This is a genomic window from Streptomyces sp. a15 (genome assembly GCF_059026085.1).
This window is the reverse complement of sequence record NZ_JBWLKM010000089.1, coordinates 7,595-32,589: the sequence shown is the minus strand read 5'-3', so window position 1 is coordinate 32,589 and position 24,995 is coordinate 7,595. Positions and strand designations below refer to the sequence as shown.

The following is a 24,995-nucleotide window of genomic DNA, read 5'->3' as shown; positions in this document are numbered from 1 at the left end:
GACGAAGCGACCGCATGGTCGCACCACGCACACCTCCAAGCCGCTTGACCTCTAACGGCATGGAGTGTCTGACACCGGTTCCAATCACCAGGGGGGCGGGACGGCCGTACGTCGTCCCGCCCCCTCAGCATGTGCCGCTCAGTGCCTGCCGCACCTCGCCACATCGATCCGCACGATCTGCGGGTCGTGGTCGCTCGCCTGGTCCGCGAACTCCGCGTTGATGTGAACGACGTCGTAGTCGTACGACGTGACGGCCGGACTCGTCAGGATGTGGTCCAGGGTCTGGGAGTTGCCGTCGTAGACGTAGGTGTAGCGCTCGTTGGCGGGGAGGGTGCTGATCAGGGGGGTCAGGACCTTTCCGGCCGTGAGCGTGGTCATCGTCCGGGAGAACTCGTAGTCGTTGAGGTCGCCCAGGACCACCGCCTTGGCGTTCTTGTCCGCCGCCAGGAGGGACTTGACGAAGGTGTTGACCTCCGTCGCCTGGGCGGCGCGCTGGGTCTCCGAGCTGCGGGCCGGCGGCTGGTAGCGGCCGTGGAGGGGCTGGTCGCCGCCCTTGGACGTGAAGTGGTTGGCGATGACGAAGACCGGCTCGCCCTGGAAGGTGAACTCGCCGACCCACGGCTTGCGGCTGTTGTCCCAGGCGTCGCTGGTCGGGGCGATGCGGCCCGGGGAGTACGTGAGCCGGGCGCCCTTTCTCGTCTTCACCACGCTCGTCGCGGTCGTGGCGTCGCCGCCCGCGCGGTCCGTGAAGGAGACGCGCTTGGCGTTGTAGAGGAAGACCTGGCGGATGTTGCCGCCGGGTTCGCCGCCGTCCTGGTTGTTCTCCGGGGCGACGTAGCGCCAGGAGTAGCGCGGGCCGCCGGCCGCGCGGATGGCGTCGGTGAACCTGGTCAGGGTGGCCTCGGCGGTGACGGTGCCGTCGTTCACGGCGCCGTTGTCGTCCTGGATCTCCTCCAGGGCCACGATGTCGGGCGACTTGAGGTTGACCGCGACGCCCTCGGCGAGGCGGTCGAACTTCTGCTGGTCGTCGAGTGCGTCGAGGTTCTCGACGTTGTACGTGGCGACCGCGAGCTCGCCGCCCTTGTGGCGACGGGTCACTTCCTGCTTCAGGCCGTTGTCCACCAGGGTGCCGAGCTGGGTGGCCTGGAGGATGTAGCCGCCGTAGGTGGAGTAGTCGAGGGGGCCGGTGGTCGTGCCGGAGAGTTCGTCGCCGACGTCCGCCGCGGGGAAGGCGGTGGTGGTGTCCAGAGACGCGACCTTCATGCGGCCCGTGTTGGGCTGGTCGTAGGAGGAGTAGAGGGCGCCGCCGCGGGCCGTCGTGCTCTCCTCGGGCTTCACCGTGACCCACAGCTCGTCGTACGCGTCGGTCGCGCCCACGACGCGCGCGTCGGCGAGCGTGGCCCGCATGCCTTCCAGGGACTCGTAGAAGTCCTGGGCGTAGGCGGCCGGTTCGAGCGGGAGGGTGTCGATGCTGCCGCCGGCCGCGGTCGGTATGTACGCCTCGGGGACCGTCGTGGCGTCCAGCGTGGCGGCGCCGGGGAGCGCGTTGCCGCTGGAGAGGACGGTGGTGGTGGGGGCCGTGATCTCGGTGAGCGACTGGGTGGTGCTGCTCGGGTAGTACTCGGTGACCTTGCCGGTGACGAGGACCGAGTCGCCGACCGCCACGGTGGGCGTCGCCGAGCCGGTGTAGACGAGGACGCCCTCGCTGGTGCGCGGGTCGGTGTCGGCCTGCGGGTCCTGGATCCAGTAGCCCTTCGAGCCGCTCGTACGGACGCCGGTGACGATGCCCGGCACGCGGGTGACCGTCTGTCCGGCGTACGGGGAGACGCGCGTGGTGCCCTGGATGTCGTGGACGCGGACCGTGCCGGGGTCGGTGGAACCGCCGCCGTCGCCGCCGCCTCCGTCGCCCGAACCGGGCGTCTCGCCCGCCGAGTTGACCGGTGACGGGGTGCCGGCGGTGAAGTCCGCGGCGTTGTCGTCAGTGTCGGCGAGGGCCGCGGCCCTCGCGACGGAGGCCGTGTTGGAGGCGCCGGTGGCCGGGCCGCCGCCCTCGCGGACGAGCGCGCTGCCGTAGCCCGCCAGGTCGATGATCCGGGGGTCGGCCGCGCAGTCCGCGGCGGTCTTGCAGGCCAGGGCGGTGGTGCCGGAGACCAGGGCGATGGTGCCGGAGGTGGCGCTCATCGCGATGGAGCCGGTGGCGTCGGCGGTGGGGAGTGCCGTCGTACCGCCGGTGCCGGCGGCCTCGGCGACGAGGTAGCGGGCGCCGGGGGCGAGGGCGCCGGTGAGTGCGGTCACCTGCCACTGGGAGGTGGCGGACGGCGATCCTGGCAGGTACTGCACGCTGTAGCCCGACAGGTCGTAGGCCGCGGCGCCTGCGTTGGCGAGCTCGACGAAGTCACGGGTCAGGGTCGCCCCCGAGTTGCCTCCGCCGCCGTACACCTCGGCGATCACGGCGGTGGCCGACGGTGCGGCGAACGCGGCGGGGAGGGCGGTGAAGGCGAGTGCGCCCGCCGCGCCCACGGAGATGATCGGGTAGGCGGCGCGGCGCGCGCGGGGTCTGCTTCCTGCGGGTCTGGACACGCTGGCGGTCTCCTCGTACCTCGCGTACGTACCTCGTGTACGTACGGACATCAACGCGCCGTCCGAGGACGGAGCTTGAACCATTGCCCGTGGGGAGTCGGCTCAAGTTACGCGCGTAGAAAGGGATCCACCAAGGGGTCTTGCGTTAAATTCCGGAAACATGCGGGTGAGAGTTCGGTGGGTGAGCGGGGGAGGGTTGGGGCGTGAGGAGGCGCACGTTGAACAACCGTCCCTTTTGCGGCAGTTGAGCGCCGGGCTCGGTTTACCTTTCAACCATGACCTCTGTGCGCACGGACATGCCGCGGCGGGTCGTCGTCACCGGGCTCGGCGCCGTCACGCCGCTGGGCGTCGGGGTCGGCGAGCTGTGGCGGGGGCTGCTCGAAGGGCGGCACGGGATACGGGAGTTGACGGACGCCGAGTTCGACGGGCTGCCGGTGCGGGTGGCCGGAACCGTGCCCGTCGATCCGGCCGGGCTGCTGCCCCGGCCGGTGGCCCGGCGGATGAACCGGGCCGCCCAGTTCGCCGTGCTCGCCGCGCGGGAGGCCTGGGCCGACGCCGGGTTCGTGGCGGGCGGCACGCGGGAGAGCGGGCTCGATCCCGAGCGGGTGGGGGTGAGTCTCGGCGCGATCCTCGGGGACGCGTCCGTGCTCGTCGGCGGTGACCGCGCGCTGCGGGACAAGGGGCCGCGCGCCGTCTCGCCGCTCACCACACCGATGACCGTGCCCTCGCAGGCCGCCTCCCAGGTCTCGCTCGACCTGCACATCACCGGCGAGGCCCGCACCGTGACGGCCGCGTGCGCGTCCGGCACCGAGGCGATCGGCCAGGCCGTCGACCGCATACGGTACGGCCATGTCGACGTCTCCCTCGCGGGCGGGGCGGAAGCCGTCGTCACCCCGGCGATCATGGCGTCCTTCGCGGCGATGCGGGCACTGTCGACGCGGGGGCTCGTGGACGGGGCCTCGCCGTCCCGGCCGTTCGCCAAGGACCGGGACGGGTTCGTCAACGGGGAGGGTGCCGGGGTGCTCCTACTCGAGGCCGAGGAGCACGCGCTGGCCCGCGGGGCGCGGATCTACTGCGAGGCCGCCGGGTGGGGGCTGTCCGCCGACGCGCATCACATGGCCGCGCCCGATCCCTCCGGCAGCGGGGTCGCGCTCGCGCTGCGGCGGGCGCTGCGGGATGCCGGGGGCCGTGTCGTCGACGTCGTCCATGTCAACGCGCACGCGACGGCCACGGTCGACGGCGATCTCGCCGAGGCGGGCGCGGTGCGGGCGGTGCTCGGGACACGGTCCGTGCCGGTCACCGCGCTCAAGGGGCACCTCGGGCATCTGCAGGGAGCCGCGGGCGGTGTCGAAGCGCTGGCCACGGTACTGACGCTGCATCACGGGGTGGTGCCGCCGACCGTGGGGTGCGCGGAGGTGGACGAGGCGATCGGACTGGACGTGGTGACCGGCGCTCCGCGAGCGCTGCCGGAGGACGGGGACCTGGCGTTGAGCAACTCGTTCGGGTTCGGGGGGCACAACGCGGTGCTGGCTTTGCGGAGGGTGGGGCGGGGGGCGTAGGGCGCTGGGGGTGGCGTGTCAGGGGTGCGGCGGAGCCGCGGGGGGCGGCGGGGGCTGCGTGCACCTACGACAGGAGCCGCAGGCCGGCCCCGCAGCGCCGGCAACGGCACGTCACGCCGTGCGTTTGCGTGACGTCGTTTTCTTTGCTGCCGTTTTCTTCGCCGCTGTCTTCTTCGTTGCCGGGCTCTTCGCCGTCGTCGTCTTCTTCGTGCCCTGCGTCGACTTGGCCGTCTTGGTCGTCGTCTTCTTCGCGGGCGTCTTCTTCGCCGTGGACGTGGACTTCTTGCCGCCCGCCTGCTTGGGGGTCGCCCGCGCCGACTTCCGGGCCGGCATCTGTCTGACCTCGGCCTCGGCCTCGCCCTCCTCGCCGCGCGACTCCTTCGCCGCCTTCACGCTCTTCTCCAGCGCCGCCATCAGGTCGAGGACCTTGCCGGTCTTCGCCGGTTCGGGGGCCTCGGGCGGGGCCTCGCCGGCGGCCTTCGCGGCGACGACCTCCTCCAGGGCCTCGCGGTACTCGTCGTGGAGGTCTTCGAGGTCGATCTCGCCGAGGGTGTCCATCAGGGCGTCGGCGAGGTCGAGTTCCTTGTCGTTGACGGTGACATTGGTGTCGGGGGCGAGGCCCTCGGGGGCGCGGACCTCGTCCGGCCAGAGGAGGCCGTGCAGGGCGATGGCGTCGCCCACCACGCGCAGCATGCCGAGGCGTTCGCGGCCGCGGAGCGCGAACTTGGCGATGGCGACCTTCTGGCTGCGCTTGAGGGCCTCGCGCAGCAGGGTGTACGGCTTGGCGGCCGGGACGCCGCCCGCCGCGAGGTAGTACGCGGCGTCCATCTGGAGCGGGTCGATCCGGTCGGCCGGAACGAACGCGACGATCTCGATGGTCTTGGCCGTGGGGAGCGGCAGGTGGGCGAGGTCGTCGTCCGTGATCGGGATGATCGTGCCGTCCGCGTCCTCGTAGCCCTTGCCGATCTCCGCCGTGCTGACCTCGCGGTCCTCCAGCTCGCAGACCTTGCGGTAGCGGATGCGGCCCATGTCCTCCGTATGGATCTGGCGGAAGGAGATCGAGTGGCTCTCGGTGGCGTTCACCAGCTTGATCGGGATGCTGACCAGGCCGAACGAGATGGCGCCGTTCCATATGGATCGCACGTGCAGCACCCTTTCGATCGGTTTGCGGGGACTTGTAAGTCTTTACTACGGAATCTCTGGGATTCTCATCGTATGACGCCGATCACAGAGGTGGAGGGGCGAAGGCTCGCGCTCAGCAACCTGGAGAAGGTGCTGTATCCCGCGACCGGGTTCACCAAGGGTGAGGTGCTGCACTACTACGCGACCACCGCCGAGGTCCTGCTGCCTCATCTGCGGGATCGGCCCGTGTCCTTCCTGCGCTACCCGGACGGCCCCGACGGGCAGGTCTTCTTCGCCAAGAACGTGCCACCCGGTACGCCCGACTGGGTCACCACCGCCGAGGTCCCCAGGTCGGAGGGGCCGGCCCGGATGGTGCTGGTGCAGGACCTGCCGAGCCTGATGTGGGCGGCGAACCTGGTCACCGAGTTCCACACCCACCAGTGGGTCGTCGACGCGCCCGGCGAGGCCGACCGGCTGGTCTTCGACCTCGACCCCGGGACGCCGGCGAGCATCGTCGAGTGCTGCGAGGTCGCCCTCTGGCTGCGCGAACGGCTCGCGGCGGACGGCATCGAGGCGTACGCGAAGACCGCCGGCTCGAAGGGGCTGCACCTGCTGGCGGCCCTGCGGCCGGTCTCCTCCGACGCCGCCTCCGACTACGCCAAACAGCTGGCCGTCGAGGCGGAGAAGGCGATGCCCCGGCTGGTCGTACACCGTATGACGCGGAGCCTGCGGCCCGGGAAGGTGTTCGTCGACTGGAGCCAGAACGCCGCACGCAAGACCACGGCCACGCCCTACACCCTGCGGGCCCGGGCGCGGCCGTTCGTGTCGGCGCCGGTGACCTGGGTCGAGGTCGAGGAGTGCGGGGCGCCCGACCAACTGGCGTTCCAGGCGCCGGACATCGCGCCGCGCGTGCAGGACTACGGCGATCTGCTGGCCCCGCTCCTCGACGCGGACGCGGCGGGATCGCTGCCCTGAGCACCTCTGCCGGGGGTCACGTCAACCTCAGCCGTGAGGGGTCGGCTCCCGGGTCAGGGGTCACACCCGTACCCACGTCTGCCGGTCCCGCGCCATCGCGTGCAGCGCCTCCACGTCCGCCGGTTTGAGGACGCCGCCGAGCCTGGCCAGACCCTCGACGTCCGTGTCCGTCACGATCCGGGCCTCGCGCGGCGGGGCGGTGACCTGGACGTCGCCGGGGCCGACGAGGGCCAGGACCGGGTGGACCTCGGCGGTCAGGGCGTAGGAGGCGCGGTCGGCGTCGGCGCGGACGCGGCGCAGCAGCGGGCGGGGTTCGCGGCGGCCCAGCGTGACCATGGGGTCGGCCACCGTGACGCGCTGCTTGCGGGCGTACAGGGTGTGCACCGCGAAGAGCCCGCCGGGGCCGATCAGCAGGTGGTGGACGCGGTCGCCGCCGGGCAGCGGGACCGAGTGCAGGGTGTGCCAGCCGGCGCCGTCGAGCCGGTCCAGTGCCTCCCCCACCGCCTGCTCGGCCGCGAGGGCCCGGCGGCGGGGGTCGGGGCGGAGCCGGCGGGCGGGACCGGGGTCCCGGTCCAGGGCGATCTGGAGCGCCTCGCCGGGGCGGTTGGGTGCCAGGTCGTCGTCCGGGTGGAGGGACAGCCGGGCCAGCTCCGCGGGGGTCGGCACCGGGGGCGGGCCGACGGCCACCGGTCCGGTCAGGAAGGGCCCGAGGGCGTCGAGGACGTCCTGTCTGCGGTCCTCGCTCAGCAGGTTGACCCGGGATGCCTCACGGTCGTACCAGGCGATGTTCCTGCCATCCGTGAGGCAGACGTACAGCCGCTCCTGGCCGTGGCGCCAGGTCGGCACGACGCGCAGTCCGCTCATGCACCATCACCCCACGACCATGGGAACAGGCCGGGTGCTCCAGGGGCAAGAAGCCGGTTGGCTTTGCCGGTCACCTTTGAAGGGGTGTTGACCCGGGTACCTATGGGTGAGTTGGCGGGGGCTTGGGGAGGCGCCGTTGCGGACGCGCAGGAAGCAGGCCGACGTGCCCGCTCCGGAGGATGCGTGGAACGAGGTCGTGCCCGGGCTGTGGATGGGCGGGCACGAGTTCAGGGCCCGCTCCGGGCAGGTCGGGTTCGCCGTCGTGCGGGACGAGTTCGATCTCGTACAGACGTTGTTGAGGCTGCCGGGGCACGGTCCGGACGCGGGCGTCGAGCACCATGTGTGGCCGATTCCCGACGGACCGCTGGACGGCACGCAACTGGCGGGCGTGATACGGCTGGCACGGGCCGCGTGCGACGCGCTGGACGAGGGCCGCAAGGTCCTCGTCCGCTGTTACCACGGCTACAACCGCTCGGGGCTGGTCGTCGCGCACGCCCTGGTCCGCCGGGGACACTCCACGGAGGAGGCGATCCGGCTGATCCGGTCCCGCCGCTCGCCCTGGGCCCTGCACAACGAGCTGTTCGTCGAGTACCTGCAAGCGGGGCTGCCGACGGCACGGCTGCTGGAGGAGCTCGCCGAGTAATCGTTTCTTCGCGGCCGTGCGCGGGCAGGTCCGACCAGCGCGCAAAAAGGACTTCCCGCCGAATAGGGTGTACCGCGTGCCCCCCACCCCGCTCCGCGCCGCCGCCACCGTCGCCCTGCTGTCGGCGGCCCTGGCGGCGCTCGCGGGCTGCGGCGACGCGGGCGGGCTGCACGGCGCGGGCCCGACCTCGACCGCGATCAGCCCGGAGCGGCTGTGGCCGAGCCTGCCGCCGGTGTCGAGTCCGGCCTTCGTCATCGGCGAGGTGAACACCGAGGTCGTCAAGGGCGTCGCCGTACCCGGCGACGACATCCGCGAGGCGGACCCGGTCGCGATCGTGCGGAAGGAGATCGCGGCGAGTCCGGGCGACTACGGCTCCGGTGCGCCGTACCACGAGACCTCCCTCCGGATGGCCGACTGCGACGAGGGCGCGGGGAAGGGCGGGTGCCCCGTCCTCCAGCCGTACTACCGCGACCTGACCGGCGACGGGCGCGAGGAACTGACACTGGGCTTCAGGCAGCTGCCCGAGAAGCTGACGGCCGTTCGCGTCTACACGGTCGACAAGCACCGGCTCGTGAAGGTCATGGCCTGGGAGGACGCCGTGAGCGGGGTCGAGCTGGCCGGGCGGTCCGTGATCATCCGCTCGCCGTCCGAGGTGGCGGGGTACGAGTACCGGCTCCAGTGGACCTGGGACCCGCAGCAGAGGGCGATGCTGCTCACCCACGACGAGATGCTGCGGAGCGGCTCGCACACGAAGACGCCGCAGCCGTCCGCTTCCCCGTCCGTCTCCCCCTCCGCCTCTCCTTCCGCCTCGTCGTCCGTCTCGCCGTCCGCGAGTGGCCGATGAGGTTCGCGCTCCCCCGCTGGGCCGGCACGCTCGCCGTGAAGGCCGCCGTCTTCATCACCGTGATGTGCTGCGCGCTGGCCGCGCTGCTCGGCGTCCTCGTGCACGTGTCGGTGACGAACCAGACCGTCGGCCAGGCCCGTGACCTCGCGCTGGACCGGCTGACGGAGGCCACGGCGGCGTTCGAGGCCGGGGACTCGCCGGCGCGGGGTGTCGGCGTCGATCCCCCGGGTCTGCCCGAGCCGCTGCGGGAGCTGGCCGCGGCCGGGGAGCGCGGCACGATGGTCGGCGAGCATCGCGGGCGCCCCACGATGTGGGCGGCGGGGCCGGTCGACGGCGGCCGGGCGCTGGCCGTGGAGGTCGACTACTCCCAGGGCGAGCGGACCATCGACGGCCTCGACCGGGCGATCGTGTGGTCGTCGGCGCTGGCGATCGGGGCGACGCTGCTGGTCGGCGCGTTCGCCGTCACCCGCGTGACGCGGCGGCTGCACACCACCGCGCAGGTCGCCCGGCGGATCACCGCGGGCGACCTGGACGCCCGCGTCGACGACCCCCGTACGAAGGATCCGACGCGCCCCGAGGACGAAGTGGCCGCGGTCTCCGCCGCGCTCGACTCCATGGCCGCGTCCCTCCAGGGCAAGCTCCTCGCCGAGCAGCGGTTCACCGCTGACGTGGCCCACGAGCTGCGCACCCCGCTGACCGGCCTGCACGCGGCGGCCGAGCTGCTGCCGGCGAGCCGGCCGACCGAGCTGGTCCGGGACCGGGTGGCGGCGCTGCGCACACTCACCGAGGACCTGCTGGAGATCTCCCGCCTCGACACCGGGCGGGAGCGGCTGGAGCTGGAGCGGGAGCCGTTGGCCGCGCTGGCCGAGCGGGTGGTGCGGGCGTCGGGGACGGACACGGAGGTCGTCGTCGTACGGGATGTTGCCGTGGAGACGGATCGGCGGCGGCTGGAGCGGGTGCTGGGGAATCTTGTCGCGAACGCGCATCGGCATGGGCGGGGGCCGGTGGTGTTGACGGTGGACGGGCCTGTGGTGACGGTGCGGGATCACGGGGACGGGTATCCGGAGTATCTGGTCGAGCATGGGCCGCAGCGGTTCCGTACGGAGGGGGTTTCCAAGGGGCACGGGTTGGGGTTGACCATCGCGTTGGGGCAGGCGGAGGTTTTGGGGGCGCGGCTTGTCTTTGGCAATGCGGCGGACGGTGGGGCTGTTGCGACGCTGACGTTGCGTTAGGGGGCGGGTTCGGGGGAGAGCTCGGGAGTACCGATTGTTCGCCGACTGCGGGTTGTGGGGGTTGATCGCGCCCACGCGGCGGAGCCGCACAATGTCACAGCCCCGCGCCCCTGGGGAGCGCTCCGCGCTCCTATGGACCAGCGTGACGGGCGACAGCAGGCACCCCCTCCTAATGTGGCGATTAGTCAGCTTCACCCCCATTCATGGAGGTACCCCCATGTCCCTGCGATCCCGCTGCGCCATAGCCGTCGCCGCCGGCGCCCTCCTCGCCACTGCCGCCACCGTCACACCCGCCGTCGCGAACGACGACTGGGGGCAGACCCCGGGCAATGACGGGTCGGGGCAGAGCCAGAGCAACAACGACTCGGGCCAGAACCAGAACAACGAGTGGGGCGGGCAGAGCCAGAACAACAACGACTCGGGCCAGAACCAGACCAACCAGTGGGGCGGGCAGCACCAGAACAACGACCAGCGCTTCTACCAGGGCGTCGTCACCACCGACTCGCTGGCCCTGCGCAGCGCCCCGACCCGCGGCTCGCAGGTCATCCGGTACGCCAGTCGCGGGGAGATCCTGAACATCTTCTGCAAGGTCGGAGGCCCGTCGGTGCACGGAAACCCCCTCTGGTACCAGATCGCGGACGGCACCTGGGCCTGGGGGCCGGCCCGCTTCATCGACAACATCGGGCCCGCGCCCCGCTGGTGCTGATGAAGGAGGCGAACAAGACGCCCTATTTGGGTAGGTTCCGGACATGACCAACGCCGGCACCACCGTCGTAGAGGCGGACGCGCCCGCTCCCGCCGTACGCCTCCCCCGGCGCCGTGGCATCGAACTGGCCCTCATCGTCCTCGCCGTGCTGCTGTCCGTGTACGGCTACTGCGACGTCGGCCTCGCCAAGAACGGCACCGTTCCGCCCGGCGCCGCGGGATACGGCGCCGGGCTCGGCGTGCTGGCGCTGCTCGCGCACATCGCGGTACGCCTGCGCGCCCCGTACGCCGATCCCCTGCTGCTGCCGATCGGCGTCCTGCTCAACGGCGTGGGCCTGGTCCTGATCTACCGGCTCGACCTGGAGACGCCCGGCGACCGGGCGGCACCCACCCAACTCGTGTGGTCCACGCTCGGGGTCGCCCTCTTCATCGTGGTCGTGCTGCTCCTGCGCGACCACCGCGTCCTCCAGCGCTACGCCTACGTGTCCGTCGCGGCCGCGATGGCCCTGCTGATCCTGCCGATCTTCTTCCCGTCCGTGAACGGCGCCCGCATCTGGATCCGGGTCGCCGGGTTCTCCATCCAGCCGGGCGAGTTCGCGAAGGTGCTGCTCGCGGTGTTCTTCGCCGCGTACCTGGCGGCCAACCGCAACGCGCTGGCGTACGCCGGACGCCGTGTCTGGCGGCTCCAGTTGCCCACCGGCCGGGTGCTCGGCCCGATCGTCGCCGTCTGGCTGCTGAGCGTGGGCGTGCTGGTCCTGGAGCGGGATCTCGGTACCTCGCTGCTGTTCTTCGGCCTGTTCGTCGTCCTGTTGTACGTCGCCACCGGCCGCACCGGCTGGATCGCCGTCGGCCTGCTGCTGGCCTCGCTGGGCGCGGTCGCGGTGGGCTGGCTGGAGCCGCACGTGCACAGCAGGGTCGAGGACTGGCTGCATCCGTTCGCGTCGATCGAGGCGGGCCAGGGTCCGAACCAGCTGGCCCAGTCGCTCTTCTCCTTCGCGGCCGGCGGCATGCTCGGCACGGGCCTCGGTCTCGGCCACTCCATCCTCATCGGCTTCGCGGCCAAGTCGGACTTCATCCTGGCCACCGCGGGCGAGGAGCTGGGACTGGCGGGCCTCTTGGCGATCTTCCTCCTCTACGCCCTTCTCGTGGAACGCGGTTACCGGGCCGGCCTCGCCCTGCGCGACCCCTTCGGGCGGCTGCTCGCGGTCGGGCTCTCCTCGATCGTGGCGCTCCAGGTGTTCGTGATCGCGGGCGGGGTGACGGGCCTGATCCCGCTGACCGGCATGGCGATGCCGTTCCTCGCCCAGGGCGGTTCGTCGGTCGTCACCAACTGGGCGATCGTGGCGCTGCTGATCCGGGTGAGCGACTCGGCCCGCAGCCAGTACGACGGGGAGGTGGGTCCGTGACCCGCCACATCCGGCACGCCGCCTGCTTCTGCGCCCTGCTGCTCGTGGCGCTCCTCGTGAACGCCACCCGCATCCAGGTCGTCCAGGCCGGCTCCTACGACGACAACCCGGCCAACCGCCGCAACAGCATCGCCCGCTACGGCCAGCCGCGCGGCGACATCCTGGTCGGCGGGGCACCGGTGACCGGCTCCCGGGACACCCGCGAGCAGCTCCGCTATGAACGGACGTACGAGGACGGGCCGTTGTACGCGCCCGTCACCGGCTTCGCCTCGCAGGAGTACGGGACGACCTTCCTTGAGCACTCCGAGGACGACGTCCTGTCCGGCACGGATCCGATGCTGTCGGGGTTCCCGCTGTGGAACGACTTCACGCGCTCCCGGCCCTTGGGCGGTGACGTGGTGACCACCCTCGACCGGGCCGCGCAGCAGGCGGCGTACGACGGACTGCGCGGGCGCAAGGGCGCGGTGGCCGCGATCGAGCCGTCGAGCGGGCGGATCCTGGCGCTGGTGTCGACGCCGTCGTACAACCCGGCGGCGCTCTCCGGGAACGACGCGACGGTGGGCCGGTCCTGGGCGCGGCTGAACGGCGACGCGGACAAGCCGATGCTGAACCGGGCGGTACGGCAGACGTATCCGCCGGGCTCGACCTTCAAGGTGGTGACCGCGGCGGCGGCGCTGGACGCGGGCGTCGTCACGGACCTCGACGCGCCGACCGACTCGCCGGTGCCCTACCGGCTGCCCGGGACGACGACGAGCCTGACGAACGCGTCGGACGGCTGTGAGGACCTCTCGGTGCGGGAGGCGTTCAAGTGGTCGTGCAACACGGTGTTCGCGAAGCTCGGGGTGGACGTGGGCGTCGACGACATGGCGGCCACCGCGCGGGCCTTCGGCTTCAACGACACGGCGCTCAGGATTCCCTTCTCGGTGGCGCAGAGCACCTTCGACTCCTCGCTGGACAGGGCGCAGCTGGCGCTGTCGTCGATCGGGCAGTACAACACGCGGGCGACGCCCCTGCAGATGGCGATGGTCTCGGCGGCCGTCGCCAACAACGGGCAGCTGCGGCAGCCGTACCTGGTGGAGCGGATCATCCGGGCGGGCGGCGCCACGGTGTCGACGGCCGGCTCGCTTCCCGTCCGGCAGGCGATGAACCCGGCGACCGCCGCCCGGCTGAAGGAGCTGATGACGGAGGTGGTCACGGAGGGCACCGGCACCAACGCCGCCATCCCCGGCGCCACCGTCGGCGGCAAGACCGGCACCGCCCAGCACGGCATCGGCAACGCCGGCACACCGTACGCCTGGTTCGTCTCCTGGGCGCAGGGCGAGCGTGACATGGAGGCGAAGGTGGCGGTCGCGGTGGTGGTGGAGGACGCGGAGGCGGACCGGGGGGAGATCAGCGGGGGCGGGGACGCGGCGCCGATCGCCCGGGCGGTGATGGAGGCGGTGCTGAAGTCCCGCCCCTGAAGCGGAGGTTGACGCGCCCTAGGCACTCAGCGGGTGGCCGTCGCCCTCGACACCTCCTGGACCAGCGCGCTCGGCAGGGCCACGTACGCCGTCACCCCCGAACCCTGGGTCGGGCGGAGTTCGACGTGGGCACCGAGACGGGCGGCCAGGGCGCCGACGACGTGGTGGCCGAGGAAGCGGGTGGGGGCCTTGAGGAAGGAGCCGCGGCCGGACAGCAGCGCGTTGGCCTCGGCCATACGGGCGGCGGTCATGCCGATGCCCCGGTCGACGACGGCGAGGCAGTACTCGGCGCCGTCCTGCCAGCCGTAGACCTCGACGGGCTGTTTGGGCGGGCTGAACATCAGGGCGTTCTCCACCAACTCGGCGAGCAGATGGGAGAGTTCGGCGACGCAGTGGCCGCGCACCTGGCAGGGCTGGACGTCGGCGACGGCGACGCGCTGGTACTGCTCCACCTCGGCGACGGCCGACTGCACGACCTCGTGGACGGCGACCGTGCCCCGCCAGACCCGGGCCGGGGCCTCCGCGCCCGCCAGTACGAGCAGGGACTCGGCGTTGCGCCGCATCCGGGTGGCCAGATGGTCGAGTTCAAAGAGCTCGGCGAGGGCCTCCGGGTCGAGTTCCTGGCTCTCCAGGGTGGTGATCAGGCCGAGCTGGCGGTTGAGCAGCGCCTGGTTGCGGCGGCCCAGGCTGGTCAGGGACTCGGTGCTGTTGCGGCGCAGCACGGCCTGTTCGGCGGCGAGGTCGACGGCGGTCCGCTCGACGTTGCGCAGGGCGGCGGCCAGCCGGGTGATCTCCCGTGCGGCGCCAGGAAGTTCGGGCTTCTCAAACTCCGGCGGGAGCGGGGCGTCGGGGTCGGCCTCCTGGATGCGCCGCACGGCGGCGGGCAGCCCCGCCCCGGCCACCGCGTCCGCCTCGTCGGCCAGGGCGCCCAGGGGGCGGGTGATGGAGCGGGCGGAGAAGAGGGCGAGCGCGGTGGCCACGGCGAGGATCAGCGCGCCGAGGGCGAGGAAGCCCACAAGCTGCCGGGTGGCCGCGTCCCCCGTCTCCTCGCCGCGGGCGCGCACGTCGTCGCCGACCTGCTTCTGCACCCCATGCAGATCGTCCACGAGGGTGGTCATGTCGGCCCACCAGCGGGCCGGGGCGACGGAGAGCGCGGAGCCGTCGGCACCGCGCTCGGCCTGGTCCTCGTACCCGGTGACGCGGCGGGCGGCGGCGGTCGCGAAGGCGTCGTCGAGCGCGGATTCCTGGCCTTTGCCTGCGAGTTGGCGGAACTGGCCGAGCGCGGCGACCCGGGTGGCGCGGAGCTCGGTGAAGTCGAGGTACTCGCCGGAACGGAAGCGCCCGGCGGCGAACACGCCGTTGAGGGAGCCGCGTTCGAGGGCGACGGCCTCGGTGGCACGCGCCAGCGACTGAAGTGCCCGCACGCCTTGGGCGACACGGCTGTCGCCATCGGGCGCGCCGGCCGACTCCGCGTCGATCAGAGCGGTGACGGCCTTGGTGTAGGCGGTCAGGGTGGGGGTGCGGCCGGCGGTGCCGTCGTCGACGTCCGCGCGGACGGAGCTGAGGGCGGCGAGGGGCACTTCGGCGGCGACGAGAGCGGAGACGGTGGCGCCGGGCAGGTCGGCGCGCCGGTCGTCCAGCGCCGTCCGCAGCTCGTCCCGGGCAGCGTCGGTGCGGTCCCGCTGCGTGCGTACGTCGTCCCGGTACTCCTCGGCCCCGCCCAACAGCCCGCTGGTCAGCCCGCGTTCACGCTGTACCTCGCGCACCAGGTCCTGCACGCGCAGCAGGACGCCGACGTGCCCCTCGGTCTCGCGGGCGGCGGACCAGTCGGCGGCGCGGTCGGCGGCGCCGATTCCGATGAGGGCGAGCAGCAGGCAGGTCGGCACGGCCAGGACGATGGCCATGCGACCGCGGATGGAGTTCCAGCCCGGAAGGGCGGACAACCTTGTTCCGCTCAAGCGGTGGGTGGTCGAACGCTGGGTGGTCGATACGTTCCCCGTCATGCCCCGTGAGGCTACGGGCGCGCAGGTCAGAAGACGGTTTCTGGGGCGTAAGCCGACGGTGCACAGGTACTCACCCGGACGGTGACCGGGCTGTGAAAGACGGACAATGCCCATCTGATGAGACAGGCTCTGGGCCATCGACACTCTCCCGACCTATCGTTCGGCTCCATGACGACACCCGCCGCGTTCGAACTCGCCCAGGTCAACATCTCCCGGCTCAAGGCCCCGCTGGACTCACCGCAGTTGAAGGCCTTCGTCGACGCCCTCGACCCCGTCAACGCCGACGCCGAGGCCGCCGACGGCTACGTCTGGCGCCTGCAGAGCGACTCCGGCGACGCGACGGACCTCCGCGTCTTCGACGACGACTGGCTGATCATCAACTTGACGGTGTGGCGCGACCCGAACGCGCTGACGGCCTTCATGTACCAGGGCCGCCACCGCGAGATGCTGTCCCGCCGCAACGAGTGGTTCGAGCGCGTGGCGGAGGTGATGACGGCCCTGTGGTGGGTCCCGGCGGGCCACCGCCCGACCATCGCGGAGGCGGAGGCCCGTCTGCTGCACCTGCGGGCCAACGGGCCGACGCCGTACGCCTTCACTCTGCGGAGGTCGTTCCCGGCGGGGTCGGACGCGGGGACGGTTTCGGGGGCGGCGGAGCCGGTGGCCGGGGAGGTCCCTGAAGGGCTGGGGTGCTCGGCGTAGGGAGAACATTGCTGCCCGCACGCGGGACGTGGACGCGCCGTCAACAAGTCGCGCAAGGGGGATTGACGGGCTTGCTGACAGGCAGTCTCATAAGACTCGGACGATGACGTGACCCCGGGTGACTTAGGTGGATCAGCCATGACGACCCTGACCGAAGCCGACGCGCTCGACGGGCTGCGTGACGCACTCGGGCTGCTCAAGGACCGCGAGCAGGTGGCCGAGCGGCTGCTCGCCTCTTCGGCCAAGCACTCCTTCGATCCGGACAAGGAGCTGGACTGGGACGCGCCCTTCGAGGAGGGCAAGTGGTTCTGGCCGCCGGAGCTGGTGTCGCTGTACGACACCCCGATGTGGCAGCGGATGAGCGAGGAGCAGCGGATCCTGCTCTCCCGGCACGAGGCCGCCGCGCTCGCCTCGCTCGGCATCTGGTTCGAGCTCATCCTGATGCAGCTGCTCGTCCGGCACGTCTACGACAAGGCGGCGACGAGCGCCCATGTGCGGTACGCGCTCACCGAGATCGAGGACGAGTGCCGCCACTCCAAGATGTTCGCCCGGCTGATCTCGCAGGGCGGGACGCCCTGGTACCCGGTGAGCCGGGCACACCAGCACCTCGGCCGGCTGTTCAAGACCATCTCCACCACACCGGGTTCCTTCACCGCCACGCTGCTCGGCGAGGAGGTCCTCGACTGGATGCAGCGGCTGACCTTCCCGGACGAGCGGGTGCAGACCCTGATCCGCGGGGTCACCCGGATCCACGTGGTCGAGGAGGCCCGCCATGTGCGGTACGCCCGGGAGGAGCTGCGGCGTCAGATGCTGACGGCGCCGAAGTGGTCGCAGGAGTTCACCCGGATCACCTCCGGCGAGTTCGCGCGGGTGTTCTCGGTGGCGTTCGTGAACCCCGAGGTCTACCCGAACGTGGGGCTGGACCGCCGGGAGGCCATGGCCCAGGTGAAGGCGAGCGGGCATCGGCGGGAGGTCATGCAGACGGGTGCGAAGAAGCTGACGGACTTCCTGGACGACATCGGGGTGCTGCGGGGAGCCGGGCGACGGCTGTGGAGGTCCTCCGGCCTGCTGGCCTAGGTCCTGCTGGCCTAGGTCCTGCTGGCCTAGGTCCTGGTGGCCGAGTACCGGCCGGTTCGCCCGCTCACCTGCCCAGGCATGCCGGTTACGCTGCCCGTCATGACCCCCTCCGCCCCCACCCCCGCCTACCGCCGCCTCAGCGTCGAGGAGCGGCGCAGTCAGCTGCTCGACGCCGCGCTGTCGCTCTTCGCGCACCGGGTGCCCGAGGACGTGTCGCTCGACGACGTGGCGGAGGCGGCCGGAGTGTCACGGCCGCTCGTGTACCGGTACTTCCCGGGCGGCAAGCAGCAGCTGTACGAGGCCGCTCTCCGGTCCGCCGCCGAGGAACTCCAGCAGTGCTTCGACGAACCCCGCCAGGGCCCTCTCCTCCCCCGCCTCGCCCGCGCCCTGGACCGCTACCTCACCTTCGTCGACGAGCACGACGCCGGCTTCAGCGCGCTGCTCCAGGGCGGCAGCGTCGTCGAGACGTCCCGTACGACGGCCACAGTGGACGGCGTACGGCGGGCCGCGGCCGAGCACATCATGCGGCACCTGGAGGTCACGGACCCCGGCCCCCGCCTCCGGATGACCGTCCGGATGTGGATCACGGCGGTGGAGGCGGCCTCCCTCATCTGGCTGGACGAGAACAAGCAGCCGCCCGCCGACGAGTTGCGGGACTGGCTGGTGGAGCAGTTCGTGGCGGTCCTGTCGGTGACGGCACGGCGGGACCCGCAGACATCCACGCTGGTCGAGGCGCTCGCGGTGGATGGCTGACACTGGTGCCGTGAAGAGCGAAGACACCCCCTTCGAGGGCGGCCCCATGGACGGGCGGGTCCTGCCCGTCCTGCTGGGCGCCACCGGGCACCCGCCCAAGACGTACCGCATCCCCGTTCCGGACGCCGCCGGCGGCCCGCCGACCGTGCTGGTCTACCGCCGGGTCCCGCGCGCCCACAGCAAGCGGCTCGGGCTCCACCAGGGGTGGAAGTACGAGTACGACCCCACCGGACAGGCCGGCCGACGCAAGTGGCCCTGGTCCAAACCGGACACCAAGCCGGACACCCAGCCAGGCGGCACGCCGGGCGGCAAGCCCGACGCCACCGACGGGTGACCCCGTTGCGCCGAACCGCGCACACTCGGCGCGCGGACCCGGCACCCACGTCTCATGCTCGCGGTGCGGAGCGGAAGGGCTGCCCCGCACCGGAGGTGATGACGTGTCAGGAAGGCTTCTGCGTCTCGTCTGTACGGCGGCGATCGCGGCCGGAACCGTCCTCGCGCCCCTGCCCGCGGCGGCCGTGCCCGAGCCCCCGGAACCCGGCGGACGGTCCGTCACCGAGCTGCTGACGGACCTTCAGCGGCTGTACCAGGGGGCCGAGCAGGCCACCGAGACGTACAACGCCACCGAGGAAGAGCTGAAGAAGCGGCGCACCGAGGTCAGGCGCCTGGACGCCGAGCTGTCCCGCGCCCGGCTCTCCCTGCACGACAGCCGGGGAGCGGCCGGCCGGCTGGCCCGCCAGCAGTACCAGAACAGCACCGACATCTCCCCCTACGTACGCCTGCTCCTCGCCCGCGACCCCCAGCACGCCCTCGACCAGGGCCATGTGATCGGCCAGTTGGCACGCGAGCGCGCCGAGACGGTGGGCCGCCTCACCGGCAGCGAGAAGAAGGCCGACGATCTGGCCCGCGAGGCCCGCAAGGCCCTGGACGGCCAACTCACCCTCGCCGCCCGCCAGAAGAAGGAGCGGGACGCCGTACACAAGCGCCTGAAGGAGGTCGAGGAACTACTCGCCTCACTCACCGCCGAACAGCTCACCGCCCTGGCCGAGTTCGAGGAGAAGGGCATCGCGAAGGCCCAGGACAAGCTCATCACCTCCGGCGCCCTGAGCAGCGAACGCGAACCGTCCCCGCAGGGCGACCGGGCGCTGCGCTACGCCGTACGGCAGCTGGGGAAGCCGTACGAATGGGGCGCCGAGGGCCCGAAGACGTACGACTGCTCGGGGCTGACCTCGCAGGCCTGGACCCACGCGGGGACCCCGATCCCCCGTACCAGCCAGGAACAGTGGGCCCAGCTGGAGCGCATTCCGCTCGACGAACTGAGGCCGGGTGACCTGGTGATCTACCACCCGGATGCCACCCACGTGGCCATGTACATGGGTGAGGGCGAGGTGGTCGAGGCCCCGAGACCGGGCGAGAAGATCAAGATCTCCCCGATCGCGTCGTACCCGATCCTGGGAGCCGTACGTCCGGACAAGCCAACCTCTACAGCGGCTAAGCCCCAGTGACCGAAGCGAGGTAAGCCCCCGTCTTCTCCGGCTCATAGAAGAAGTTCTCAAAATCCGAAGGATCATCGAACCCGTTGGCGAAACGATCAGCCACCGGCGGGAGCTGTCCCGCCGCCCCGATCAGGTTCAGCACATGCTCCGGCGGCGGCGCGAGCATCGCGTTCGTCCACTTGGTGACGTGCTGCGCGGTGTCCCAGTACCGGTCGAACGTCGCCCGCATCCACTCCTCGTCGAACTCCTTGTCCTCGCGCTCGAGAATCGACGCGAGGTACGCCGCCGCACACTTGGACGCGGAGTTGGAGCCCTGCCCGGTGATCGGGTCGTTGGCGACCACGACGTCGGCGACGCCCAGGACCAGTCCGCCGCCGGGGAGGCGGCCGACGGGGTTGCGGACCGTGGGCGCGTAGCGGCCGGCCAGCGTGCCACCGGCATCCGTCAGTTCGACCTTCGCGGCCCGCGCGTGCTCCCAGGGCGTGAACCGCTCCATGAGTTCCAGGGTCAGGGAGAGGTGCTCCGCCGGGTCCTTGACGCCGTTGAAGACGTCGAGCGGGCCGCCGGGTATGCCCTCCCAGAAGAGGATGTCGGCGCGGCCGGAGGTGGTGAGCGTCGGCATGACGAACAGCTCGCCGACACCGGGGACCAGGTTGCAGCGGACCGCGTCGTACTCCGGGTGCTCCGGGCGCGGGCCCAAGCCGTGGACGTACGCCACCGCGAGAGCGCGCTGCGGCTCGCTGTAGGGGGAGCGCTCGGCGTCCCGGGCGAACATGGAGACCAACTCGCCCTTGCCCGCCGACACCAGCACCAGGTCGTAGGCGCGGGAGAAGTAGTCGAGGTCGCCGACCGCCGCGCCGTGGATGACCAGCTGACCGCCGCGCTGCGCGAACGTCTCCATCCAGCCGGCCATCTTCACCCGCTGGTCGACCGACTGCGCGTACCCGTCGAGCGTGCCCACCCAGTCGATCGCGCGGGCCGCGGGGCCCTCGCCCCAGGAGCCGGGGGCGGCGACCGAGACGCCGAGTCCTTGGATCTTCGGGGCCTGGGACTCCCAGAAGTTCAGCTGGAGATCGCGCTCGTGCTGGAGTGCCGTGTGGAACATGCACTGCGTCGACATGACCCGGCCGGTACGGATCTCGTCCGCGGTCCGGTTGGACATCAGGGTGACCTCGTACCCGCGCGACTGGAGTCCGAGGGCGATCTGGAGTCCGGACTGGCCGGCTCCGACGACGAGTATCTTCCGCATACGGGTGGTGTTCTCCTACTCGGGGTGCTGCTCAGGTCTACTCGGGTCTGCACGCCTCTACCCGGGTCTACTCGGGGGTGACGTCCAGCGCGTGGCCGACGACGGACAGCAGGGTCTCGATGACGGATATCCTGCGGCGCGCGTCCATGATCATGACAGGTACGTGCGCGGGGATCGTCAACGCCTCCCGCACGTCCTTGGGCTCGAACCGCTCGCTGCCGTCGAAGTGGTTGACCGCCACGACGTACGGCATCCCGCAGCTCTCGAAGTAGTCGAGCGCCGGGAAGCAGTCCTTCAGCCGGCGGGTGTCGGCCATCACGACCGCGCCGATCGCGCCGCGCACCAGGTCGTCCCACATGAACCAGAACCGCTGCTGGCCCGGCGTGCCGAACAGGTAGAGCACCAGGTCGTCGTCGAGTGTGAGGCGGCCGAAGTCCATGGCCACGGTGGTGGTCAGCTTGCCGGGCGTGGCGGTGAGGTCGTCGTGCTCCTCGCTCGCCTCGGTCATCAGCGCCTCGGTCTGCAGGGGCGTGATCTCCGAGACGGCGGTGACGAGCGTGGTCTTGCCGACGCCGAAGCCGCCCGCCACGACTATCTTCGTGGCGATCGGGGCGCGGGTGCGGTCCGTCTGCCAGGGCTGTACGGGCCCCTCTTCCTCGAGGAGCGGGGAGACGCCAACGGCGTCAGAGACGACGGAGTCCACTCAGCACCCTTTCCAGCAGAGCGCGGTCCGGCCGACCCGTGCCGTGACCGGTTCCTGTTCCGTACACCCGGATCTTTCCCTGGTCCGCGAGGTCGCTGAGGAGCACCCGGACCACGCCGAGCGGCATCTTCAGCAGCGCGGCGATCTCCGCCACCGTGCGCATACGGCGGCACAGTTCGACGATGGCCCGCATCTCCGGCATGACCCTGCTGTGGAGGGAACCGTTCGTCAGTTCCCTGCGCTCCTCGGCGGCCTCGATCGCGGCGGTGGTGGCCACGAACGTCTCCACCAGGAGGACGTGCCCGAAGCGGGTACGGCCGCCGGTGAGCGAGTAGGGGCGCACCCGCGCCGGCTTGCGGTCGGCACCGCGCACGGGGAGACCCTTCGGCGTACTGCTCATCGGGTGCTCCCCGTCGGCGTCGACTCGTTCTCCAGGGATTGCCGCAGCTCGCTGCGGAGTTCGGGCGTCAGGACGTGGCCGGCCCGGCCCACGAACAGCGCCATGTGGTACGCCACGACGCTCATGTCGCAGTCCGCGGCGCCGTGCACGCCGAGCAGCGAACCGTCGCTGATCGACATCACGAACAGGCTGCCCTCGTCCATCGCGACCATGGTGTGCTTCACCTGGCCGCAGTCCATCAGCTTGGCGGCGCCGATAGTGAGACTGGCGATGCCGGAGACGATGGTGGCGAGGTCGGCGGCGGAGCCGCGCGGGCCGGACGGTTTGTCCTGACGGGGCTCCCGCGCCTGCGCGTTGCGGTCGGCGTCGGAGGAGAGCAGGAGCAGACCGTCGGAGGAGACGACGGCGACCGACCGGATGCCCGGCACCTCCTCGACGAGATTCGTCAGCAGAAAGTGAAGATTGCGGGCCTCACGGCTCAGTCCGAAGGTACTGGGCGCGGTCAACTGCTTGCCTCCTCGACGGTGCCCCCCGTGGCTTCTTCGGATGCTGCGGATTCCCTGACGGGCGCCTTGTGGGTGCCTGTCTGTTCGGCGATCTCCGCCTCTACGTCCCGGTAACCGGCCTCCGCCCCCCGGCGGAAGCCACCGAGGCGGCGGCGGAGTGCTTCGGCGTCCACGGAGCCACTGCGCTGACGCGGTGCCTGGGTGGGTGCGGTGACCTTCGGGGTGCGCTTGGGGAGGCCTTTGTCGGTGACGAGTTCCTCCGGCTCGTCGGGGACGCGCTCGTGTTCCGTCTCGGCTTCGGCTGCCGCTGCGGTGTCGGCTGCGGCTGCGGCTGCGGCTGCGGTTTCAGCTTTGCCTTCGCCTTCGCCTTCGACGGGTTCTGTCCCGTCCGCCGCGGGTTCGGGGAGCAGGAGTTCCATGGTGGTCTCGGCGGGGGTCTCCCCCTCCGACCGTTGTACGGCCTTCTCCGCGAGGGCGACCAGGGGGTCGCCGTTCTCCGAACGGCCGTACAGAACGTTGGAGTTGACCTCCGCATCCGCGCCGGGCAGGGAGAAGGCGTGCGTGCCGCTCCCGGACATGGGCGAGGACGCGGCAGGGACGGCGGCGGTCGGTGCGGGTGCCAGCAGGGTCTTGGGCAGGACGACGACTGCCGCGATGCCGCCCTGCTTCTGCTCGCGCAACTGCACGCGGACGCCGTGCCGGTGGGCGAGGCGGGCGACGACGTACAGACCGAGGCCGAGGCCCTCCTCGTCCTCCTGGTCGTAGGAGTCGTACGTCGTCTCGGGGCCGAAGTCGGCGAGGCGGCTGTTGAGCCTGGTGAGGCGGTCGCCGGCCATGCCGATGCCCTCGTCCTGGACGGAGAGCATGACCTCGCCGCTCTCCAGGAGCCAGGCGGAGACCTCGACGGGCAGGTCGGGCGGCGAGAACGCGGTGGCGTTCTCCATGAGTTCGGCCAGCAGATGGGAGAGGTCGTCCGCGGCGAACCCGGCGATGTGGGCGTGCGGCGGCAGGGCGGCGATGCGGACCCGCTCGTAGCGCTCGATCTCGCTGACCGCGGCGCGCACGACGTCGACGAGCGGGACGGGGCCGGCGCTCTGCTGGACGTGCTCGGTGCCGGCCAGGACGAGGAGGTTCTCGCTGTGCCGGCGCATGACCGTGGCGAAGTGGTCGAGCTTGAAGAGCGTGGCGAGCCGGTCCGGGTCCTGCTCGCGCTCCTCCAGGAGTTCGATGACGGCGAGTTGCCGCTCGACGAGGCCCAGGGTGCGCAGCGCGAGGCTGACGAAGGTGGCGCCGATGGTGGTACGCAACCGCTCCAACTGCGAGGCGGATTCGGCGAGTTCGGCCTTGAGCTGCTCGCGGGCGTCGGCCATCTTCTGCCGCTGGCCGACGAGATGCTTGCGGTCGGCCTCCAGGGTGGTGACGCGCTCGACGAGGGCGGCGGCGTGCGCGTGCAGGGCGTTGACCGAACGGACGACCTGAGCGAACTCGTCGTTGCGGCCGGTGAAGGCGACCGGTTCCTCGGCGGTCGGGTCCTCGGCGCCGGCGAGGCGGGCCGAGCCGCGGCGCAGGACGGACAGCGGCCGGGTGAGCGTACGGGCCATGGCGGTGGCGATACCGACGGCCAGCAGCATCAGGGCGCCGAGGACGGCGATGCGGATCTCCAGCGCGGTGACGTCGTCGTCGCGCAGCTGGGCGAGGTCCTTGACCCGGCGGTCGTAGAGGGCGGCCTCCGCTCCGCGCATCGCGTCGATGCGGGCGGAGAGGGCGGCGTCGAGTTTGGTGGCGCTGGTGCCGAGTTCGCCGTCGGACAGGGTCGGCTGGCCGGTGAGGGTGGCGAGGTACTTGTCGGCGGAGTTGATCTCGGGGCCGGTGACCGTGGAGTCGTAGCGCGACTTGGCCGTCGTGGGCGCGGTGTCCGCGAAGTCGGCGAGGGCCGCGTCGGAGCGCACGCGGGACTGCTGGGCGGCGGCGGAGAGGGCGTCGCGCTGCTTGGCGTCGGCGTCCGAGGAGGTGGTCTCGGTGGACGCCAGGCCGGTGATCGGGTCCACGACGGTCTGGGTCGTCGTCGGCACCGCGAGGGCCGCGAGGAGGAGCCCTCGGGTGGCGGCGGCCTGCTGGACGGCGGAGTCCAGCTCGGCGAGGGCGTACCCGCCGGAGCCCGCGCGGGGCGGCAGCTGCTCGGCCAGGTCCTCGGCGAGCCGGTGCAGGTCGTTGATCGCGGCGGAGTACGCCTGGTGCGCTTCCAGGGCACTGCTCTTGCCGCTCAGCGCCGCCCGGCGGACGGCCGCGATGCCGTCGAGATTGCCGCGGAGGGTGGCGGGCAGGTCGGTGTCGGCATGCAGCTCCTCCACCTGCCGGTCCACGCGGACGCTGCGCTGCTCGCTGGGTGCCTTGGACTTGGGCCGTCCGGCGGCGATGTACGGCGTCACCTCGTCGCGCTCGTCGGCGAGCGAGTGGGCGAGCGCCAGGGCGTCCTGGGTCTGCTCGGCGAGCGTGACCAGGTCCTGCGAGTCGCTCAGCTCCCCGGAGGCGGTGACCAGGGAGGGCACACCGGCTCCGGCGATGGCGGCGGCCACGACGGTGACGGCGAGGACGAGCCGGGTACGGACGTGGGTGGGACGACCCTTGCCGACGGGGGTACCGGGGGCGCCGGAGGTGGGGGCGCCGGAGGTGGGGGCGCCGGAGGTGGGGGCGCCGGAGGTGGGGGCGCCGGAGGTGG

21 protein-coding genes and 1 pseudogene are annotated in these 24,995 nt (G+C 71.7%); 13 read left to right on the top strand and 9 right to left on the bottom strand.

Features of this window, described 5'->3' with window-relative positions; genetic code table 11:
* Positions 1-138: 138 nt before the first annotated feature.
* Positions 139-2,520, bottom strand: a complete 2,382-nt coding sequence (locus AC5P09_RS43875) for a DUF8508 domain-containing protein (RefSeq protein ID WP_493879282.1) — start codon at positions 2,518-2,520, stop codon at positions 139-141.
* 359 nt (positions 2,521-2,879) lie between these two features.
* On the opposite strand from AC5P09_RS43875, the pseudogene AC5P09_RS43870 reads away from it, so the two are divergent.
* Positions 2,880-4,139 (top strand): annotated as a pseudogene (locus tag AC5P09_RS43870) (beta-ketoacyl-[acyl-carrier-protein] synthase family protein); the annotation flags it as partial.
* 111 nt (positions 4,140-4,250) lie between these two features.
* On the opposite strand, the gene ku reads toward AC5P09_RS43870, so the two are convergent.
* Entirely contained in the window at positions 4,251-5,282 is a 1,032-nt protein-coding gene (ku, locus tag AC5P09_RS43865; protein WP_493879280.1) for a non-homologous end joining protein Ku, read from the bottom strand.
* Between the two features lie 72 nt (positions 5,283-5,354).
* Between ku and ligD the strand changes: the two genes are divergently transcribed.
* Entirely contained in the window at positions 5,355-6,236 is an 882-nt protein-coding gene (gene ligD, locus AC5P09_RS43860) for a non-homologous end-joining DNA ligase (protein WP_307677286.1), read from the top strand.
* Between the two features lie 60 nt (positions 6,237-6,296).
* Here ligD and AC5P09_RS43855 read toward each other — a convergent pair whose 3' ends face one another.
* Positions 6,297-7,100 carry a nuclease-related domain-containing protein gene (locus AC5P09_RS43855; protein WP_493879279.1) on the bottom strand — a complete coding sequence of 268 codons (804 nt, stop codon included), beginning with the start codon at positions 7,098-7,100 and terminating at the stop codon, positions 6,297-6,299.
* Between the two features lie 136 nt (positions 7,101-7,236).
* Here AC5P09_RS43855 and AC5P09_RS43850 point away from each other — a divergent pair, with 136 nt between their 5' ends.
* The 6 genes from AC5P09_RS43850 to AC5P09_RS43825 all read left to right on the top strand — a co-directional run bounded on the left by AC5P09_RS43850 (position 7,237) and on the right by AC5P09_RS43825 (position 13,390).
* Positions 7,237-7,743, top strand: coding sequence for a protein-tyrosine phosphatase family protein (locus tag AC5P09_RS43850; protein WP_493879278.1), 507 nt, complete (start codon positions 7,237-7,239; stop codon positions 7,741-7,743).
* A gap of 76 nt (positions 7,744-7,819) precedes the next feature.
* Positions 7,820-8,587: a hypothetical protein gene (locus AC5P09_RS43845; protein ID WP_493879277.1), complete on the top strand. Its 768-nt coding sequence runs from the start codon at positions 7,820-7,822 to the stop codon at positions 8,585-8,587.
* On the top strand, positions 8,584-9,819 hold the full coding sequence (locus AC5P09_RS43840; RefSeq protein ID WP_493879276.1) for an ATP-binding protein: 1,236 nt from the start codon (positions 8,584-8,586) through the stop codon (positions 9,817-9,819). Before AC5P09_RS43845 ends, AC5P09_RS43840 begins: the two co-directional genes overlap by 4 nt.
* A 217-nt stretch (positions 9,820-10,036) precedes the next feature.
* Complete coding sequence (locus AC5P09_RS43835) at positions 10,037-10,525, top strand: SH3 domain-containing protein (RefSeq protein ID WP_493879275.1); 489 nt, start codon at positions 10,037-10,039, stop codon at positions 10,523-10,525.
* A 43-nt stretch (positions 10,526-10,568) separates the two neighbouring features.
* On the top strand, positions 10,569-11,930 hold the full coding sequence (locus AC5P09_RS43830; protein WP_493879274.1) for an FtsW/RodA/SpoVE family cell cycle protein: 1,362 nt from the start codon (positions 10,569-10,571) through the stop codon (positions 11,928-11,930).
* Positions 11,927-13,390 carry a peptidoglycan D,D-transpeptidase FtsI family protein gene (locus tag AC5P09_RS43825; RefSeq protein WP_493879273.1) on the top strand — a complete coding sequence of 488 codons (1,464 nt, stop codon included), beginning with the start codon at positions 11,927-11,929 and terminating at the stop codon, positions 13,388-13,390. The genes AC5P09_RS43830 and AC5P09_RS43825 overlap by 4 nt, the downstream gene beginning before the upstream one ends.
* Positions 13,391-13,416: 26 nt before the next feature.
* Here the strand turns inward: AC5P09_RS43825 and AC5P09_RS43820 are convergent, their stop codons facing one another.
* Positions 13,417-15,294 carry a sensor histidine kinase gene (locus AC5P09_RS43820; RefSeq protein ID WP_493879272.1) on the bottom strand — a complete coding sequence of 626 codons (1,878 nt, stop codon included), beginning with the start codon at positions 15,292-15,294 and terminating at the stop codon, positions 13,417-13,419.
* Between the two features lie 267 nt (positions 15,295-15,561).
* Here AC5P09_RS43820 and AC5P09_RS43815 point away from each other — a divergent pair, with 267 nt between their 5' ends.
* From AC5P09_RS43815 to AC5P09_RS43795, 5 genes are all read left to right on the top strand, one after another.
* Positions 15,562-16,092 (top strand): DUF3291 domain-containing protein, encoded by a 531-nt coding sequence (locus AC5P09_RS43815; RefSeq protein ID WP_493879271.1) that lies wholly within the window; start codon positions 15,562-15,564, stop codon positions 16,090-16,092.
* A 138-nt stretch (positions 16,093-16,230) separates the two neighbouring features.
* A complete protein-coding gene (locus tag AC5P09_RS43810; RefSeq protein WP_493879270.1) occupies positions 16,231-17,169 on the top strand; it encodes an AurF N-oxygenase family protein in 939 nt (312 codons plus the stop codon).
* A 99-nt stretch (positions 17,170-17,268) separates the two neighbouring features.
* Complete coding sequence (locus tag AC5P09_RS43805) at positions 17,269-17,922, top strand: TetR/AcrR family transcriptional regulator (protein ID WP_266433855.1); 654 nt, start codon at positions 17,269-17,271, stop codon at positions 17,920-17,922.
* 10 nt (positions 17,923-17,932) lie between these two features.
* A complete protein-coding gene (locus AC5P09_RS43800; protein WP_493879269.1) occupies positions 17,933-18,256 on the top strand; it encodes a DUF8847 domain-containing protein in 324 nt (107 codons plus the stop codon).
* 103 nt (positions 18,257-18,359) lie between these two features.
* Complete coding sequence (locus AC5P09_RS43795) at positions 18,360-19,427, top strand: C40 family peptidase (RefSeq protein ID WP_493879268.1); 1,068 nt, start codon at positions 18,360-18,362, stop codon at positions 19,425-19,427.
* Here AC5P09_RS43795 and AC5P09_RS43790 read toward each other — a convergent pair.
* The 5 genes from AC5P09_RS43790 to AC5P09_RS43770 all read right to left on the bottom strand — a co-directional run.
* Positions 19,414-20,667: a styrene monooxygenase/indole monooxygenase family protein gene (locus AC5P09_RS43790; RefSeq protein ID WP_493879267.1), complete on the bottom strand. Its 1,254-nt coding sequence runs from the start codon at positions 20,665-20,667 to the stop codon at positions 19,414-19,416. The two genes, AC5P09_RS43795 and AC5P09_RS43790, sit on opposite strands and share 14 nt — an antisense overlap.
* A gap of 67 nt (positions 20,668-20,734) precedes the next feature.
* Positions 20,735-21,370, bottom strand: a complete 636-nt coding sequence (locus tag AC5P09_RS43785) for a GTP-binding protein (protein ID WP_493879266.1) — start codon at positions 21,368-21,370, stop codon at positions 20,735-20,737.
* Positions 21,351-21,770, bottom strand: coding sequence for a DUF742 domain-containing protein (locus AC5P09_RS43780; RefSeq protein WP_266433865.1), 420 nt, complete (start codon positions 21,768-21,770; stop codon positions 21,351-21,353). Before AC5P09_RS43780 ends, AC5P09_RS43785 begins: the two co-directional genes overlap by 20 nt.
* Complete coding sequence (locus tag AC5P09_RS43775; protein WP_493879265.1) at positions 21,767-22,276, bottom strand: roadblock/LC7 domain-containing protein; 510 nt, start codon at positions 22,274-22,276, stop codon at positions 21,767-21,769. The genes AC5P09_RS43780 and AC5P09_RS43775 overlap by 4 nt, the downstream gene beginning before the upstream one ends.
* The coding region (locus AC5P09_RS43770; protein ID WP_493879264.1) for a sensor histidine kinase at positions 22,273-24,995 on the bottom strand (2,723 nt) is incomplete at its 5' end. The genes AC5P09_RS43775 and AC5P09_RS43770, both read right to left, overlap by 4 nt.